Annotated in this window: 13 protein-coding genes; 7 read left to right on the forward strand and 6 right to left on the reverse strand. The window is 64.8% G+C overall.

All coding sequences use genetic code 11. From position 1 onward, the window contains the following. Positions 1-21: 21 nt before the first annotated feature. Positions 22-1,293 carry a hypothetical protein gene (locus tag K2U94_RS11120; protein ID WP_243067278.1) on the reverse strand — a complete coding sequence of 424 codons (1,272 nt, stop codon included), beginning with the start codon at positions 1,291-1,293 and terminating at the stop codon, positions 22-24. Positions 1,294-1,475: 182 nt separating this feature from the next. Between K2U94_RS11120 and K2U94_RS11125 the strand changes: the two genes are divergently transcribed. Further along, entirely contained in the window at positions 1,476-1,790 is a 315-nt protein-coding gene (locus K2U94_RS11125; protein WP_243067279.1) for a rhodanese-like domain-containing protein, read from the forward strand. Positions 1,791-1,966: 176 nt separating this feature from the next. Here the strand turns inward: K2U94_RS11125 and K2U94_RS11130 are convergent, their stop codons facing one another. Beyond that, positions 1,967-2,860, reverse strand: a complete 894-nt coding sequence (locus K2U94_RS11130; protein WP_243067280.1) for a UDP-2,3-diacylglucosamine diphosphatase — start codon at positions 2,858-2,860, stop codon at positions 1,967-1,969. Between the two features lie 84 nt (positions 2,861-2,944). On the opposite strand from K2U94_RS11130, the gene K2U94_RS11135 reads away from it, so the two are divergent. Next, on the forward strand, positions 2,945-3,925 hold the full coding sequence (locus K2U94_RS11135) for a DMT family transporter (protein WP_243067281.1): 981 nt from the start codon (positions 2,945-2,947) through the stop codon (positions 3,923-3,925). Positions 3,926-4,337: 412 nt separating this feature from the next. Here K2U94_RS11135 and K2U94_RS11140 read toward each other — a convergent pair whose 3' ends face one another. Further along, entirely contained in the window at positions 4,338-4,814 is a 477-nt protein-coding gene (locus tag K2U94_RS11140) for a phosphatase PAP2 family protein (protein WP_243067282.1), read from the reverse strand. Positions 4,815-5,596: 782 nt separating this feature from the next. Between K2U94_RS11140 and K2U94_RS11145 the strand changes: the two genes are divergently transcribed. The 5 genes from K2U94_RS11145 to K2U94_RS11165 all read left to right on the forward strand — a co-directional run bounded on the left by K2U94_RS11145 (position 5,597) and on the right by K2U94_RS11165 (position 13,411). Next, the gene (locus K2U94_RS11145) at positions 5,597-6,214 is read left to right on the forward strand and encodes a helix-turn-helix domain-containing protein (RefSeq protein ID WP_243067283.1); all 618 of its coding nucleotides are present in this window, start codon (positions 5,597-5,599) and stop codon (positions 6,212-6,214) included. Between the two features lie 338 nt (positions 6,215-6,552). Next, complete coding sequence (locus K2U94_RS11150; RefSeq protein WP_243067284.1) at positions 6,553-7,533, forward strand: hypothetical protein; 981 nt, start codon at positions 6,553-6,555, stop codon at positions 7,531-7,533. A gap of 10 nt (positions 7,534-7,543) precedes the next feature. Beyond that, the gene (locus K2U94_RS11155; RefSeq protein WP_243067285.1) at positions 7,544-10,267 is read left to right on the forward strand and encodes a YncE family protein; all 2,724 of its coding nucleotides are present in this window, start codon (positions 7,544-7,546) and stop codon (positions 10,265-10,267) included. Between the two features lie 215 nt (positions 10,268-10,482). Further along, on the forward strand, positions 10,483-10,815 hold the full coding sequence (locus K2U94_RS11160) for a hypothetical protein (protein ID WP_243067286.1): 333 nt from the start codon (positions 10,483-10,485) through the stop codon (positions 10,813-10,815). 253 nt (positions 10,816-11,068) lie between these two features. After that, the gene (locus K2U94_RS11165) at positions 11,069-13,411 is read left to right on the forward strand and encodes an HAD-IC family P-type ATPase (protein ID WP_243067287.1); all 2,343 of its coding nucleotides are present in this window, start codon (positions 11,069-11,071) and stop codon (positions 13,409-13,411) included. Between the two features lie 205 nt (positions 13,412-13,616). Here the strand turns inward: K2U94_RS11165 and K2U94_RS11170 are convergent, their stop codons facing one another. The 3 genes from K2U94_RS11170 to dgcA all read right to left on the reverse strand — a co-directional run bounded on the left by K2U94_RS11170 (position 13,617) and on the right by dgcA (position 16,646). Beyond that, a complete protein-coding gene (locus K2U94_RS11170; RefSeq protein WP_243067288.1) occupies positions 13,617-14,921 on the reverse strand; it encodes a chloride channel protein in 1,305 nt (434 codons plus the stop codon). Between the two features lie 97 nt (positions 14,922-15,018). Further along, on the reverse strand, positions 15,019-15,573 hold the full coding sequence (locus K2U94_RS11175) for a hypothetical protein (protein ID WP_243067289.1): 555 nt from the start codon (positions 15,571-15,573) through the stop codon (positions 15,019-15,021). Positions 15,574-15,650: 77 nt separating this feature from the next. Beyond that, positions 15,651-16,646, reverse strand: a complete 996-nt coding sequence (gene dgcA / locus K2U94_RS11180) for an N-acetyl-D-Glu racemase DgcA (RefSeq protein WP_243067290.1) — start codon at positions 16,644-16,646, stop codon at positions 15,651-15,653. Positions 16,647-16,727 lie beyond the last annotated feature (81 nt).

Below are 16,727 nucleotides of genomic sequence, written 5' to 3' on the forward strand. Positions count from 1 at the left end.
GGCGGGCGCCGTTCTCCCGGATCAGAGGCGGGTTCCGGGCGCCGGCTTGGCGGAGTTGGACGTTCCTTGCGAGCCGGTGACCTCCAATTTGTCGAGAAAGGACGCCGTATTGGAAATATGGACCAATTCGCCCAGTTTGAGCGGCGCGCCCTTGCCCTTGATCCGGAGCGTCAGCACTTTCGGATCGGCGATGAAACGGTCCAACTCCTTGGCGACGGCGTCCACTGCGGAGGCGCCGGAGAACAGCATCGGCGCCTGTGCGATGATCGCGCGCCATTCGCTCTTGACCGCTTCGGGCGTTTTGCCCTGGCTGAGCGAGAAAAAGGCCACGATCTTTTCGAACAGGCCGGAATTGGTCACGTCGATCTGCGCCCAATCGAGGGTGGAATCAAGCAGCGCCTGCTGGCGCGCCGCCTTTTCGCCGACGAAGGCGGTCTCGCCTACGCCGGAAATCCTGGCGCTCAGCGCGATCCGGCCGATCTTCTTGAGGTCGAGCGCATAGGTCTTGAGAGAATAGACCTTGGTTGCGGGGTCATAGGCGCCAGCGACTTCGAAATCGGCGTCGAGTTGGGAATAGCCGAAGGCGGCGAGGTTCGAGCCCATGCGCGAAGTCGGCGGCATTTTCAGCGTGATGCCGGTCAGCGACGCCGCCCCGTCGAGCGGCGCGCCGTCGGCGTTGAAATTCTGGTCGATCTTCGCCGCGCCGACGTGCAGCAGAATCCGGTTGCCGCCCGGCGCGCCGGCGGGGGTGGCCTTGTCCACGGCGGAGAGTTCGCCGCCTTCCCACGCCAGATGTGAAAAGCGAAATGCGGCGCCGCCGGGATCGCCCGCGCGCAGCGCCGCCGCGAGACCGGGCATGGAGATTTTCTCGACCCGCAGCGCGCCGAGATGAAGGGTCGCGTCGCCGGCGTCGTCGGGCAGCACGCCGTCGGTCGAGCCGATGGACAGAACCTGCGCGCCGCCCTGGGCGATGTTCTGGGCGACGATGTCCTTGACCGTAAAATTATCGCCATTGACGGTCTCGACGTCGGCCTCGGGAATTCGCAGCTCCCTCGCGGTCATCCGCCCCAGCATGGCCCCGGCGTCCTCGCGCGACAGGGCCCCGGAGAACAGGCGGGTCGCCTCGTCTTCGGTGAGGTTGCAATCCTTCAGGGTGATGTTCTTGAAGGTGATTTTTTCGCCCGTGCGCCCATTGAGCACAGTCTGGCCGATAGCGAGATCGGCCGCCGCCGCCGGCGCGGCGGCGAGGACCAGGCCTAGAAAGAGAAAAGCGGCGCGAAAAAATTGCGGCATCAAGCGGCCTCCGGCAGGCAGTTTCAGCGGATTCGCGGGATTTGCCAAGCCGTTGGCGGCGGTTGGCTGGAACGACGCTTGCTAGTGAGTTACACACTCGCGTCAAAAGTCTGGCGACAAGTTGGAAATGTCGGCGCCGACGGCTATTTAAGCCGGGAATGGAATTTGCTGGAGCAAGTGGAATGGTGGACGTGGTCACCCGGGATGAGGTCAAGGCGGGGCTGGCGGACGGATCGATCACGCTGATCGACGTGCGCGAGCCGAACGAATTTGCGGCGGGTCATATCGCAGGCGCGACTCTTATGCCGCTGTCGCGGTTCGATCCCTCGAAATTACCGCGCGACCCTGGCAAACGCATTGTTTTCTGCTGCCGCTCCGGCCAGCGCACCCTCCAGGCGATCGAAATGTCGCGCCTGTTCGGCCGCGGCGACGCCTGCGCCCATTACGCCGGCTCGATGCTGGATTGGGTTCGCGCCGGCGAGCCGGTCGAGGTCTGAGGCGCGCTTCGGGCCGGCGCTGAAAGCAGTTCGCAATGTCGGATCGGCGTTGCGGACCTCAGGTTTGCCCCTCACCTGACCCTTGTCCCGCTGAAGCGGGGCGAGGGGCAGGCCCGTTCGTTCATTTCCACAGTCAGGAAGCCTGTTTGATGTTCGTTTGAGTCGATGACCGACGCTCAGCCCTGCGCGACGGCGCGTTCGGCGATCGCGGGCTCGGGCTCCGGCAGGGTCATCGGGCCGGGCAGGTTCAGGGTGACGATCGGGGCCACGATCCGCTCGTTTTCGAGCAGGCTCCAATGGATCAGCTCCAGCCTTCCATCGAAATGTTCGGCGATGGCCGTGCAAGATTCGACGAAATCCCCGGTATTCACATAGGTAATCCCGTCGATGTCGCGAATCACCGCATGGTGGATGTGGCCGCAGATCACGCCGTCCACGCTGCGCTTGCGGGCCTCGGCGGCGAGTGTGTCCTCGAAATCGCCGATGAAATTGACGGCGTTCTTGACCTTGAGCTTGGCCCATTTCGAGAAGGACCAATAGGGCAGGCCCATCTTGCGGCGGGCGAGATTGAACCAGGTGTTGGTCCAGATGGCGAAATCATACGCCCAGTCGCCGAGATGGGCGAGCCAGCGGGCGTGATTGACGACAATGTCGAACTGGTCGCCATGAACCACCAGCATCTTCCGGCCGTCCGCCGTCTCGTGGACGACATGGTCGAGCACCTCGACGCCCCCGAACTCCATCCCTATGAAATCCCGGGCGAATTCGTCATGATTGCCGGGAACGAACACCACCCGCGCGCCCTTGCGGACCTTGCGGAGCAGCTTCTGCACCACGTCATTATGGGCCTGGGGCCAATACCAGGCGGTTTTGAGCCGCCAGCCGTCGATGATGTCGCCGACGAGGAACAACTCCTCGGATTCGTTATATTTCAGAAAATCGAGCAGCAGCTCGGCCTGACAGCCCCGGGTGCCGAGATGAACGTCCGAAATGAACAATGTGCGGTATTTTTGCGTCGTGTGTGTCTCGACATTGACGTCTGACTTGGTGAAGTCTGACTGGGCGTTCATGGGCGTGCCTGCTGATGCGTCCTTAAATATGTTGCTGCCATCTTATTGTTGCGGGACGATGACGATACTGCTCTTAGTCCCAGGATGACGCCTGGAATTCTACTCAAGATTCTCTCGACCTTGGCCTTTACCGCGATGGCCGTGGGCGTGCGCGTCGCGGCGCCACGCATTCCGCTAGCGGAAATCGTGTTTTTCCGCTCAATTGTGGCGCTTGTGTTGCTGTTTTTGTGGTTGGTGTGGACAGGTGGCTTTCCCCGCCATCTCACGACCCGGCGCCCGCTCGGCCATCTGGGGCGCGGGCTCACCGGCGCGGCGGGCATGTTCGCCAATTTCGGCAGCCTCACGCTTCTGCCGCTCGCCGACGCCACCGCCTATTTTTACGCCTCGCCGATCTTCGTCACCCTGATCGCGGCGCGGGGCTTGCGCGAAAATGTTCATGTGATCCGCTGGCTGGCGGTGCTGATCGGCTTTGGCGGCGTCCTCGCCATGCTCACGGAGCATGTCGGCCTCGGCCATCTGGCGAAAAATATCGGCGCCCAGGGGCTTGGAGCGGGCGTCGCCCTGGCCGGGGCGGCTTTTGCGGCGGTTTCGATCATCCAGACCCGGCGTCTGACCGCGTCCGAACATACGGCTGCCATCGTCTTCTATTTCACCTGCCTCACGACGCTCGCCGGCGCGGCGGCGCTGATTCTCGCGCATTTCGCGCCTTCGCTCATCGCCTCGCAGGCCTTTGTCACGCCCGATGCGCGGGACCTGGCGGCTTTGATCGGGGCCGGGCTGATGGGAGGCTGCGCTCAGATTTTTGTCACCACCTCCTATCGCTATGCCGACGCCTCGCTGCTCGCGTCCTATGATTATTTCGCCATGGTCTGGGCGGTGATCGCCAGCGTGGTCTTTTTCGGCCAATGGCCTTCGACGCCGGTTATGTTCGGCGCGGCGGCCATCGCCGGATCAGGCCTGCTCGCGCTGCTCGGCGAGCGCGCCTTCGCCGGCCGCGTGACAATTCGTTCGATATTTCAAACGATTTCGAATTTTATGCCAAACGCTGGGAGACCGGATAGGTGAAATGGGCGTCGAGGGATGGGACAAACAGAAGCGTTTGAGGCCGGAGCCATAGCGCTTTCAGGGCAGTTGGGCAGGACGGTCGAATGGCTGCAATGTTACGATTTCTTCGCCGAATCCGGCGGCGCAAAGGAATTGTCCGCGCCGGCGAGACCTTGCGCTAGCGCGCCGACCGCAGCGACATCATCCGCAACCTGACGAAGATGCCAGCCCGCGCGGAAATGATTTGCATTTTGAAGGCAGCGGCGATGGAGCGACGCGCCCGATCGCGAGCCGACGCTGTCTCTTGGCGGATCAGGACCCGGAGCATTTTCCGTTCGTTCCGAATCGGAAGAATGCTCTAGTTCATTGTTTTAACGCATATTCTTATCCAAAAAGTCTGCAACTTTTTGGGAACATGCTCTGGACGGCGCGTTCAACCCCACAAATGGACGATCCAGGCGGTCGTCGGGTAGCCGATGCCGATTCCGAGCAAGGCGCCGGCCAAGACGTCGCTCGGGTAATGATGGGCTGTCGCCACCCGCGACCAGGCAATGCCGAGAGCCATAGCCGCGGCCGACACGGTCGCCGCGGGCCACAGCATGACGATCGGCGTCAGCACGCCGAAAATCGTCATCGTATGTCCGCTCGGGAACGAATGGGCGTCCAAGGTCGCCAGCAGGCTTGGCAATTCCGGGGCGGTCTGGAACGGACGGCGCCGTCCGCACCAACGTTTCATGAAGGGATAAATGCTGTGGAGCAGGATAGCGCTGAGCGCCGCTGGTGCGATGATGCGAAGGCCGGAAAGCCCCCATTTCGCCAGAACGGCGGCGCCCAGAAGAGGATAGATCCAGCCGTTGCCGAGCTTGGATAAAGCGATCGCCAACGTCCTGAGCAACGGCGGCTGCGCCATCCGCGACGCTTTGTGGACCGCTCGCAGTTCCGCAGCCACGAACCGTTCGGCGAAGGTGGAAACGGCCCTGGTAACGCTGGTTGGCAGGGGTTTCTCGGTCGTCGACGCTGTTCGAACCGCGCCACGACCTCCTGGGAAGGTCTCAAGGGAGCGCTTCTGTGGACACGCAGGTGCTACCATCGCCATCCCTTTGCATTTCGGAGCGCAGCTTGCCGCTCAGCGCCCAGCCGCGCCCGGAATCGGGCGCCACGCGACGAAGGCCATCGACGATTCGCTCCGGAAGGCGTCGAGATTGTGGCGCAACCACGACTCAGCGTAGCTTAAGAATTTTGCAAATTTTGTCATGCGGGCAATGATCGCGGCAAGGCAGGCGCGCCGGAGCCGAACCGACTCGGCTGTTGGAGCAGCGGAGCTAGGCAGGATTTTTGTCCGAAAGGCATTCGCCGGCTTTCGGAAAAAATCGTGTTAAGATAGGAGAATCAAAGCATTAATTGGTTGGCGAGCCACCGAATTCATGCTTGGACGCAGTCCTCGTTGACCGCCCGCCTTATCGACGCCGCACTTTTGGGACCAGAACCAGCGCCTGGCCGTGTCGGAACATACCGCGGCCATCGTCTTCTATTTCACCTGCCTCACGACGTTCGTCGGCGCGGCGGCCATCGCCGGCTCTGGCCTGCTTGCTCCGCTGGGCGAACGCGCCTTCAGCGGCCGCCCGACAATCCGTTCGATATTCCAAACGATTTCGGATATTATGCCAAACGCTGGGAGACCGGACAGGTGAAATGGGCGTCGAGGGAAAGGACAAACAAAAGGCGCTCGAGGCCGGAGCCATAGCGCTTTCGGGGCAGTTGGGAAGGACGGTCCAGCGCCTTCGCAAATCCTATAACCTTTCCCTTTCCGAACTTTCCGAACAATCTGGCGTCGCCAAGTCAATTATCAGCCAGATCGAGCGCAACGACACCAATCCGACGCTCGCAACGATCTGGCGGCTCGCTCAGGCGCTCGATGTGCCGATCGAGCGCGTGCTGCAGGACCGCGACGATTCGCCCTTCATCGAGAAAGTGTCGCGGGGCGACACGCCGATCCTCGTCTCCGACGACGGCAAGTGCAAGCTCGCGGTCACCGGCTGGATCAAGACGGTCGAATGGCTGCAATGTTACGATTTCTTCGCCGAATCCGGCGGCGCGCTGGAGTCGGAGGCCCACCAGCGCGGCGCGGTGGAAAGCCTTTCGGTGATTCAGGGGGAATTGCAGGTCGAAGTCGGCGGCGCAAAGGAAATTGTCCGCGCCGGCGAGACCTTGCGCTACCGCGCCGACCGGCGGCATGTGATCCGCAACTGCACGAAAATGCCGGCGCGGGCCGAGATGATCTGCATCTTGAAGGCGGCGGCGATGGAGTAAGCGGCTTTTTCCATGATCGATTGCCGTCCCGATCATTGAGCCGTGTCAATGTGAAGCGCTCTCATTTCACCTAGACTATAGTTTCTGTCCTTTTTTCCTGAGAGCGGGCTCGCCGTTCGCAGGAGACTGCCGAGCGAGGGGCGGCGATCATGGCGCGTTCGCGAAGCTGGCGCACATGGGGCGCGGTCGCTGTGACCGCGATGGTTCTGTTGGCGTCGCCGGCGCGGGCAGGGTGCAATGCCAGCGATATCTTCGACGCCGCCAAAGGGACGGTGAGCGGACTGGGGAGTTGTGCATCGGCCTGCGCGACGGGAGCGGGCTGTAGCGCCGCGAGCTTCATGACATCAGTCCTGACCGGCGTCGCCGCGGCAGCGGGGCAGAGCGCGGTCAACTCGTTTTGCAGCCAGGCGGAGGGAAAGACCGACGTCAACAAGATCATCAGCATTCTGAAATCGGCCGGCGGATCGTCGGTGGATCAGCTCGCCGGCGTGCTGAACAGCGTCGGCTCGATTACGTCGGTCGTGAAATGCGCCTGTGAAACGGAGCAGGGCGCCGGCTCATTGGGCTCCAACATCGGCGCATGCATGGAGGACGCGCTGTGCTCGCTTCAAGAAGCGCTCGGAGGCGGCTCCTGCTATTGCACGCGGCCGCCGCCCGCCCTCGCGAGATGCGCGGCGGTCAACCAGAAATGCGAAAAGGTCATGTACACCGAATGGTGGAGGTACCCGGAATGTCAAGGCATCGGCGCTTCCGGCTCCATCTTCAACACCAACCCGAACGGCCAAAATTCGGGCGGGTACATGCAGCCCTGGCAATCGACCCTGTCGGTGACGACCACGCCCGAGGGAACTCTTGTTCAACAATTGCCGCCAACCGCCGAAGGCACGGGTTGCGGAGGCGTTCACTATTGCTTTTGTCCCGCACCGATGAAAATCAACTGGGTCCATGTCCCCAATCCTGGCTCCGACCGTGAATTCTACGTCTTGGCTTGCGATTGCCCGGAGGGCACGCATCCCGGCGACGTCATGCCGAACGGAATTTCCTCCTGCCTTTGCGACAATACGAACCAGCCCGCCATGCTCAGCGGCCTTGCCGTGCATGGCATTTGCCCGCCGCCGGCCTGTCCGGCCGGGCAGAGCCGCATGGGCGGGGACGGCCCCTGCGTGACGCCCTGCGCCGATCCGAAACAGGGGATGGCCTTCGACGGCAGTTGTTGCGACCCCAAGCAGATGAGTTCCTGCGGCAAATGCTGTCCGCTCGACACCTTTCCCAACTCGCAGACCGGCTCCTGCGAGCCGCGACCTCAACCACCGAAATGAGGCGGCCCCTATGACGGCGCCTGGCCGATATCCCTCCCTGGCGACCGCCGCCCGCGCGATGCGGCGGCTCGTCGTCGCGCTGGCTTTGGCGCAAGGGTTCTGCAGCCCGGCGCCGGCGCAGGCGGCGCAGGGCGTTTACGCCGCCGGTCAGGCCGCCGTCACCGGTTTTTCCGGCGCGCTCCGCCCGGTCCAGATTGCGCCCGGAGAGGATCCCGACGCGCAGACGTTCGTCGACCCCGATGGTCCGTCGCTGCGCGTCGTCGATCTCAGACGCATGGGCGGTCCGCCAGAGGCGCAACTCGTCGGCGCGCCGAAAACCTTCACCGTCCCCGCGAAATGGATCGGCCAGGCGTTCGGCGTCGCGCTGGACGACCATGCGCCCGCCAATATCTATGTGGCGGCAAGTTCGGCCTATGGCTTGTCGATTGTCGCGCCGGGGCCGGACGGAAAAATCCGGCATGTGAGGTTTGGAGCCGGAGGCGCGCGGTTCATGGCGGCGCAATGGGGCCCGGGCGGCGGGCCGGGTTCGATCTGGAAAATTGATGGCGCCACCGGCCGCGTGTCCCTGTTCGCCAATGTTGCAACGAATGGAAAGCCCAATTCGGGCGCCGCCCTCGGCGGCCTGGCCTATGACGCGGCCACCAAATCTTTGTTCGTCGCCGACCGCGAGAGCGGCCTGATCCATCGGTTCGGCCTCAACGGCGCCGATCTTGGCGTCTATGATCACGGCGCCGTCGCGTTGGCCGCTGTCGGCCTTCCGCCGGCGCCCATGAACGCCGGGTCCGGAGTCGATATTTCAAGCCCGCGCTTCGACAGCGCGCGGCCCGAGACCTGGGGTTACGCCCCGCCGGAAAAGCGCATATTCGGCCTCGCGACGCACGACCATCGGCTTTATTACGGCGTCGCCGACGGCTTGCGGATCTGGTCCGTCGGCCTCAATGCCGACGGCTCCTTCGGCGCGGACCCCCGAATCGAAATCGCGGTCCCTCCCGCCGCCGGCCCCACCGAAATTTCCGGGATCAAATTCGACGATCTTGGCCGCATCTATCTCGCGGAGCGTCCGGCGCCGACCGGCGCCCAGGATTTCGAGGCGCTCTCCACGCCCCCCATTGGCCGCGTGCTGCGCTACGCCGTCATCGGCGTCATGGAGTCGAAACAGCCGATCTGGCAGACCGCGCCGGACGAATATGCGATCGGATTCCCAGAGCGCTTCCGCAACGCCAATGGCGGCGTGGCGATCGGCTACAGCTACGATTTGGACGGCAATCTGAACCCCGCCTCCTGCGGCGGATTCCTCTGGGCCACCGGCGAGCGGCTGCGCGACGCCTCCGATCCCAAGCTCGCCGCCATGCTTGGCCAAAAGGATGCGTCGGCGATCAACGGCTTGCAGGGCAATCCCGTGTGGCTCATCCGACGCGGCGACGAGCCGCCGCTGCATAGCTATTTCATGGATTACGCCGATGCATCCCCCGATCCTCTGGCGCGCGGCCATATGGGCGACGTCGCGATCCTGCGCTCCTGCGCGGAGAAAGCCGCGCTTCTCACCTCTGGCAGGCCTATCGCGGAAGCCCCGCCGCCGCCCGCCGCGGCGCCGCCCGCCGCCCCGCCGAAGCCGCTCGGACGTCTCCTTTGCCAATTCCGCGTTTGCGCGCCCGACCAGCCGGCCTGCCCGCCCAATTACGTCTGGAGCCTTGCCGCCCGCGCCTGCGCTCCGGGCTGCGCGCCGCAGGAAATCCTCATCAATGGCAGGTGCTGCGCGAAAGCCGATATGCGGCCGGGCGGCGCCTGCGCCAACAATACACCATCAACCGGCATAGCCCAGCCGAAGTGTGGAACGACGCAGACGGCGATCGGCCCCAAGCATGAATGCTGCGACAACGACCATATCTATTCCGGCGCCGGCGGCGAGCAGCTGTGCTGCCCGACCGCGCTGAACAACGGCAAATGCAGCCCGCTCATTCCCAAGATACCGAAGCAGCCCTGCCCAGATTGCTGCGCCCCGGGCTATGTGTCTCTCAACGGATCATGTTGCCTTCAGAGTCAGGTCGCCAAATCGGGAAAATGCTGTCAGGCCGGACAGACGCCGGCTCCGGACGGCAGCCAGTGCCTGTCGCTTCATCGTTTGCCGAAGTTCTCGTTTTGCTGCGCCTCGGGCTATGTTCCGGCTGGCGGCGGGACCTGCTGCGCCATCGCCAATCTGACGTCGAGCGGCCTATGCTGCGCGGCGCCGGTCGATCCGAACGATCGCGGACATTGTCCGGGGAAAGCGGAGAAAAAGTCTCTCACTCCTCCGCCCGCGATCGTTCCATTGACGCCGCTCGCGCCAAAAGCCTGCGGTCCCAACGAGCGCCGCACCAAGGCGGGCGCATGCGTCCCGCGCAAACAGCGGCGCATAAGCCGCCCGCCTGTCGAACCGCCACCCGCGATCGTTCCACATGCGCCGGCTGCGCCGAAGGCCTGCGGACCGGGCGAGCGCCGCAACAGGGCGGGCGCATGCATTCCGCACGGACGGCGGCATATGCGCGAACCGGCTTCCGGGCCGCCGTCTGCCGGCGCGCGCCCGATGGTCTGCCCTCCCGGCTGGACTGTCGGTCCGCTCGGCAGGCGCTGCTGGCCGCCCCGGCGCGCTCCGGTCGCGCCCCAATTCCACGGCGGCGGGCGCCATATTTCATGTCCGCCCGGCATGACGCCCGGGCCGATGGGAATGCGTTGCTTCCCCATTCGCGGGCGGTGAGGGCTCAGGCCAAGGTTCGCCGTCGCGGCGGACCGAGCCGGGCATTCCCCAGAATTGTCGCAATGGCGCTCATTCTGTTCTTTGCCCCGATTGGCGACCCACAAACGCCCGCAGGACGCGAACGCGCGCCCAATTCGCGCGGGAGCCAGGCTCTGGCCAGGGTGAGAGCCAGACTGTACAAACGAGGCTGCAGCACGCCGTTCAAGGAGCGTCGAATGAAATTTCCCCGGCGCGCCGTGCGCAAAACCTTCGCCCTTTTGAGCCTCGGCCTGTCGGCGTTCGCGATGCCTGACGCCGCATCGGCGCAAGCGTCCCGCGCGCCCTATGTGATGTTCTGGCGCCAGCTTGGCGGGAACTGGTCGGCGGGTCCCTATCCGGTTCAGACAGAGACTTGCGTGCACGCCAGCCCCCGGGCCGCCTGCAACGGCCAGAATTTCAAGGGCGTCTATAGCAACGGACAATATGCCCTGTTCTGGATCAACGGATGCCGGCAGCCGCCGATAACGATCGAGTGCGAAGTCCATCCCGCCGCTCCGGCGGCGAAGTGAACGCGTGACACCGCTGACGCTGCTGGCGCATATAGAGCGGGGTGCAAAAAAACGGTCGCCGTTTGGACCGTTGAGATCAATCAAGCGGGCGCGGCCCGTTCGTCCGCGACGATTTGCGGTTCTCGGGCGAAAAGGGGCGTAAATTGAATGAAATTACTCTATCCTTCGCCATCCGAATTGCCCTGAGAATGCGTTCCGCGAAGCGGCGTCATTTCTGCGCTGTCAGCGCGACGGATGGGATGCCTGGCCGGCCGTGACAAATGTTCCCTCCAAGCCGATCGGTTCCGGCGCTCATGATCAGGCCGGATTATCATCGGAGGCCGCCCGCCGTCTCCTCGCGGAGTATGGCTTCAACGAAGTGGCCGAAGCGAAGCGCAATGCGGCCGCCGCACTGCTCAGCCATTTCTGGGCGCCGGTGCCGTGGATGCTCGAAGCCGCGGTTCTGCTCCAAGTCCTGATCCGAGAATATCTTGAAGCCGCGGTGATCGGGGGTCTCCTGGCGTTCAATGCTTTGCTTTCCTTCCTGCAAGGGAAGCGGGCCGAAGCCGCATTGGCCGCCCTCAAGTCGCGACTCGCGCTTACCGCGTCGGTTCGGCGCGACGGTGCCTGGGTCATGCTGCCGGCGCGGGAGATCGTTCCCGGCGATGTGGTGAAGCTGTCTCTCGGCGCCATTGTCCCCGCGGACGTGCGCTTGGTTTCCGGCAGCGTGCTTCTCGACCAGTCGATGATCACCGGCGAATCGCTCCCGGCGGAGGCAGGCGTCAATGACGCGACCTACGCCGGTGCAATGGTCAGGCGCGGCGAGGCGGAGGCAGTGGTGACCGCGACCGGCCCTCGCACTTACTCCGGTAGGGCCGCCGAACTTGTGCGTATCGCGCATGGACCCAGCGCCGAGCAATCGGCAATCCTCAGGGTGGTCCGCAATCTTGCGATGTTCAACGGCCTCGTGCTCCTGTTGATGGCTGCATATGCGCGCGCCCACGACATGTCCGGCACCCATCTTATTGCGCTCACGCTGACCGTCATTCTCGCCTCGGTTCCGGTGGCGCTGCCAGCGACTTTCACGCTGGCTAGCGCGCTCGGCGCCCAGCGCCTGATTCGTCATGGGGTGTTGCCGACCCGGCTTTCCGCTGTGCATGACGCGGCGGCGATGGATGTCCTTTGTTCGGATAAAACCGGAACGCTGACGCAAAATACGCTCAAGGTGGCCGCAGTGCGCGCTTTTTCTGGCTTCAGCGAGCAGGAGGTTCTGGCCTTGGCCGCGGCAGCCAGCAGCGAGGGCGGCAAGGACCCGGTCGACTCTGCGGTTCGGGCCGCGGCCGAGGAGCGCGGAGCGGCGCCCGAGCAGGCGCTCAACTTCGTTCCCTTCGATCCCGCGACCAAATTTTCGGAGGCGCTGATCGCCCGCGATGGAACGACATGGCGCGTGGTCAAGGGCGCTTTTGCGACGGTTGCGGCGCTCGCCGCCACGTCTGCCGAGGCGACGGGCAGCGCCAATGAACTTGCCACGCGCGGCAGTCGCGTGCTCGCGATCGGTTGTGGGCCCGCGCAAAATTTCCGCGTCGCGGGACTGATCGCGCTGAGCGATCCGCCGCGCGCCGACGCCGCTCCGTTGATCAGTGAGCTTGCTTCACTTGGGGTGGCGACTGTCATGGTCACGGGTGACGCGGCGCCGACGGCGGGCGCCGTCGCCCGCGCTATCGGCCTCAGTGGGCCGATTTGCCCCGCCCCGCGCATCCCGGACCGCGTTGCGCCTGCCGACTTCGGAGTTTTCGCCGGCGTGTTCCCGGAAGACAAGTTCCGACTGGTGAAGGCTTTCCAGACAAGCGGCCACACGGTTGGCATGTGCGGCGATGGAGCCAACGATGCGCCGGCATTGCGGCAGGCGCAGATCGGGATCGCGGTGTCCACGGCGACGGATGTCGCAAAATCGGCGGCGGGGCTGGTGCTGACCGAACCAGGCCTTGGCGGGATCGTGGCAGCGGTCAAGGAAGGACGCGCCACCTTCCAACGCATTCTGACCTATACGATTAATGCGCTTCTCAAAAAAATCGAGATGGTGTTGTTTCTCGGCGGCGGCCTCGTGATGACCGGCGACGCGGTGCTGACGCCGATCCTCATGGCGCTGTTGCTTGTCACCAATGATTTTCTAACCATGTCCCTGACGACGGATCGGGCCCGTCCGTCGCCGCGGCCCGAAGTCTGGCTGATCGGCCCGATCACCGCGGTGGCGGTGGCGCTCGGGCTGGTCAAGCTCGCCTTCTCGACCGCTGTGCTGGCGGTTGGGCGTTTCGGCCTCGGTCTGTCGATCGGCCCGCTGCGAACTCTGGCTTTTTTCACCATGGTGGTCGACGCCCAGGCGACCGTCTATGTGATCCGCGAACGCCGGCGGCTATGGTCGTCGTGGCCGGGCGCCTGGGTTGTCCTTTCGAGCGCCGTCGATCTCGGCATCGGCTCTTTTGTTTCGCTGAGCGGCTGGCTGACGCCGGCGCTCCCGGTCGGCGCCCTGATTGGGCTCATTGCAGCGGCGGCGGCGTTCGCGCTGCTGCTGGACGCCGTGAAGGCGCCAGTATTGCGCCGACTCGGGATCGTTTGATCGGCGCAGAATTTCGCCGCCAATCGACATCCGCATTTTTTGATTTCCTGTTGAACGGCCGAGTCTTTTTCCGGACGTTGAAATGGCGTACTGAACGGCGAACGCCGATCTTCCGAAAAAAGCCGCCGAAGCAAGGCGCTCCAGGCACGAAGCCGTTGGCCGCCCGACGAATTCACGCCTTTTCGTCGCCGGCGCCGACCACCGGTCAGATCGCTCGCCGCGGCCGCGCGGGAGTCGGACGCGCGCCGCGCACTCTGAAACGCTCGGCGACCTGCTGGTCGGAAAGGCGCGCCTCGTAGATCGAACGCGGTTCGATGGTGCGGGCGATCGCCGTCGCGATGATGATGGCGACGAGCATCGGCAAAGTAAAAAAGCGGGCGTGGCCGGTCAGCTCCATCATCATGACGAGCGAGGAGATCGGGCCCTGGGTCGTCGCCGCCAGCATCGCGCCCGCGCAGATGATCGCGTAAAGGCTCAGATCGCCCTGCGGATCGATATGCAGCCACAAAACGCCCAATGCGGCGCCCATCAGCGCGCCCGCGGAGAGCGAGGGGGTGAACAGGCCGCCCGGCGCGCCGCTCGCCACCGACGCGACTGTGCACAAGGGCCTGACGGGGACGAGCACGAGAAGCGCGAAGAGCGGCAGGGGCTGGCGGAACAGCTCCTGGGCCACGTCCTGCCCATTGCCCAGAACCTGCGGGAGCGGAATCGAAACCAGTCCGACCGCGGCGAAAACCAGGAAAGGCGCCAGGATCCTTCGCCAGCCGGACGGGCGGCTGCGGTCGGCCCAGGCGATCAGGCGGACGAAGGCGACCGACCAGAGGCCGATGATGGGCGCGGCCAGCGCGGCGAATGCGAAATCGGCGAGCCCGACGTGATAGACCGGAACCGTATAGATCGGCGCGTCGGGAATGACGAACATCGCGACCTTGGTGGCGATCGTCGTCGCCGTCAGCGCGGGCAGGAGGAGCCGAAGCGCCAGTTGCCCGCGCACCACTTCGAGCGCGAAGAGTGCGCCGCCGAGCGGCACGCTATAGACGGCGGCCATGCCGGCGCCCGCGCCGATCGCCACCAGCAGGCGGCGCTGCTCGTCCGAGAGCTTTTGCAGGCCCGACGCGAGATTGCCGAAGGCGGCGCCGGCGTGCTTGGGGGCTCCCTCGCGACCGAGCGCCGCGCCCATGGCGACGATGACGGTCGACAGCGCGGCGGAGCCAAGCGTCTTGATCGTCGGCAGGCGTCCGGCCCGGAACCAGATCGCCTCGGTGATGTCGGTTTCGCCGCCAGGGACGAACCGGGCCAGCAGCCACCCGCCCGCGCCCGTCAGAAGGCCCGCGGCAAGGAGCAGCAGAACATGCCGCCCGGGGGCGGCGCGTCGCGCGGCCTCGGTCAGCGCCGCGGGATCGGAGGCGCCCCAGGAAAGGTCCTGGACCTTCATGAGAAGCGCCGTCAGCAGCGCCGCGCCGACGCCAGCGGCGACGCCGGTGAGAACGACCGCGATCCAGAACGGCATCGCGCCCGGCTCGAACAAGGTCCGGGGAACGTCCCCTTCGCGCTCAGGACTTGCAGCGTTCGCGTCCGTCGTTCCGGCGGTCAAGGCCGATCCCCTGTCAGCGGCTGGACGCCCTGTTCCCCGAGAGATGCAGCCAGATCAGAATGGCTACACTGGCGACGCCGGTGACGGTAAGCGTAAGGAGGAGGGTCGAGCGCTGCATCCAGGCGACGGCCGGGACGGCGGCTCCAAGAAGAATCCCGACCAGTCCGATCCGCCACGATCCGATCAGATTTCCCGATGTGAAAACGCCGAGCGCCAGCACCGTCAGCAGCATCAGCTGGGTCGCAAGCGTATCGACCAGTTGAAAAATCTGGGGCGACATCAGCAGGCGCATGGCCAGGAAAACGGCGACCCAATGCACCGCGTCCTGCCGGATCGCTCTGAACCGGACTCTGCCGTCCTCATGCTCGCCGCGCGCGAAATAGCTGGCGATGGCGAAAATCGGCACGACCACCTCCCAATAGGGGCTCATGAGGTGGGGCGTCACGCTTTCCATGGCGACCCCGATCAGCGCCAGCAGCAGCATGACCAGGAAAGGCCAATTATTGAACAGGAATGCGCTCGCCCACCCCCGTTCTTCAGCCGGGCCGGGCTTTCCAACATCGGTCATCGCAAGCCTCGTCTCGATCGCGGGGATATTCAGAAGACCGGCTTATCAGAATTTTCACGCGCCGCCCATTGCCGCGCTCACCCCCACAGCACCCGCTCCGGCGGAAAAACGGTCGAGCCTTCGTAGCGCAGGCCGTGCGGGTGGTCCTCGGCCAGCAAGAGGGGGCCGTCGAGATCGACGAAGCGGGCGCGGCTGGCGAGAAGCATGGCCGGGGCCATGGCGAGCGACGAGGCGACCATGCACCCAATGAGAAGGCCGAAGCCGAGCTTTTCTGCCTCGTCAGCCAGGGCGAGGGCCTCGGTGAGGCCGCCGGTCTTGTCGAGCTTGATGTTGATGACGTCGTAGCGGTCGCGCAAATCGGCCAGTCCCTTGCGGTCGTGGACGCTTTCGTCGGCGCAGACCGAGACCGGCCAGCCTTTGCCGGCGAGGGCGGAATCGGCGCCAGCCGGCAGGGGCTGTTCGACCAAAGCGACGCCGGCGGCGGCGCAGGCGGCGAAATTTTCCTCAAGGTTTTCCGGGCGCCAGGCTTCGTTGGCGTCCACGATCAATTCGGATTCCGGCGCGGCGGCGCGGACGGCGGCGACGCGGGCGGCGTCGCCTTCGCCGGCCAGTTTCACTTTCAGCACCGGCCGGCTGGCGGCGGCTTCGGCCGCCCGCGCCATGTCTTCCGGCGTCCCCACCGACAAAGTGAAGGCCGTGACGCAGGGCGCGAGACGGTGCAGGCCCGCCATTTGAAAGGCCGGGACGCCGCAGATCTTGGCTTCAAGGTCCCACAGCGCGCAATCCAGCGCATTGCGCGCCGCGCCGGCGGGCAGGAGCTTCTGCAGCGCAGCGCGGTCGGCGCCCGCTTCGATCGCGTCGCGCGCCGATTCGATCGAGGCGGCCACGCTATCCACACTTTCGCCGTAACGCGAATAGGGCGTGCATTCGCCGCGCCCGGTCCGGGGTCCCTGCGAAACGGTCGCGACGACCGTCACCGCCTCGGTTTTGGCTCCGCGGGAGATGACGAAAGGGTTTTTAAGCGGGAATCGCACGACATCGAGCGACAGGCGGCGTTTTTCGGATGAGGTCATAATGTTGCGCCAATGCAATCCACAGCTTGGACGAAGATTCCGTCCGCATTTCGCTTTTGCGTAAACGGCCCGCCAATTGTA

Source organism: Candidatus Rhodoblastus alkanivorans, assembly GCF_022760755.1.
GTDB lineage: Bacteria > Pseudomonadota > Alphaproteobacteria > Rhizobiales > Beijerinckiaceae > Rhodoblastus > Rhodoblastus alkanivorans.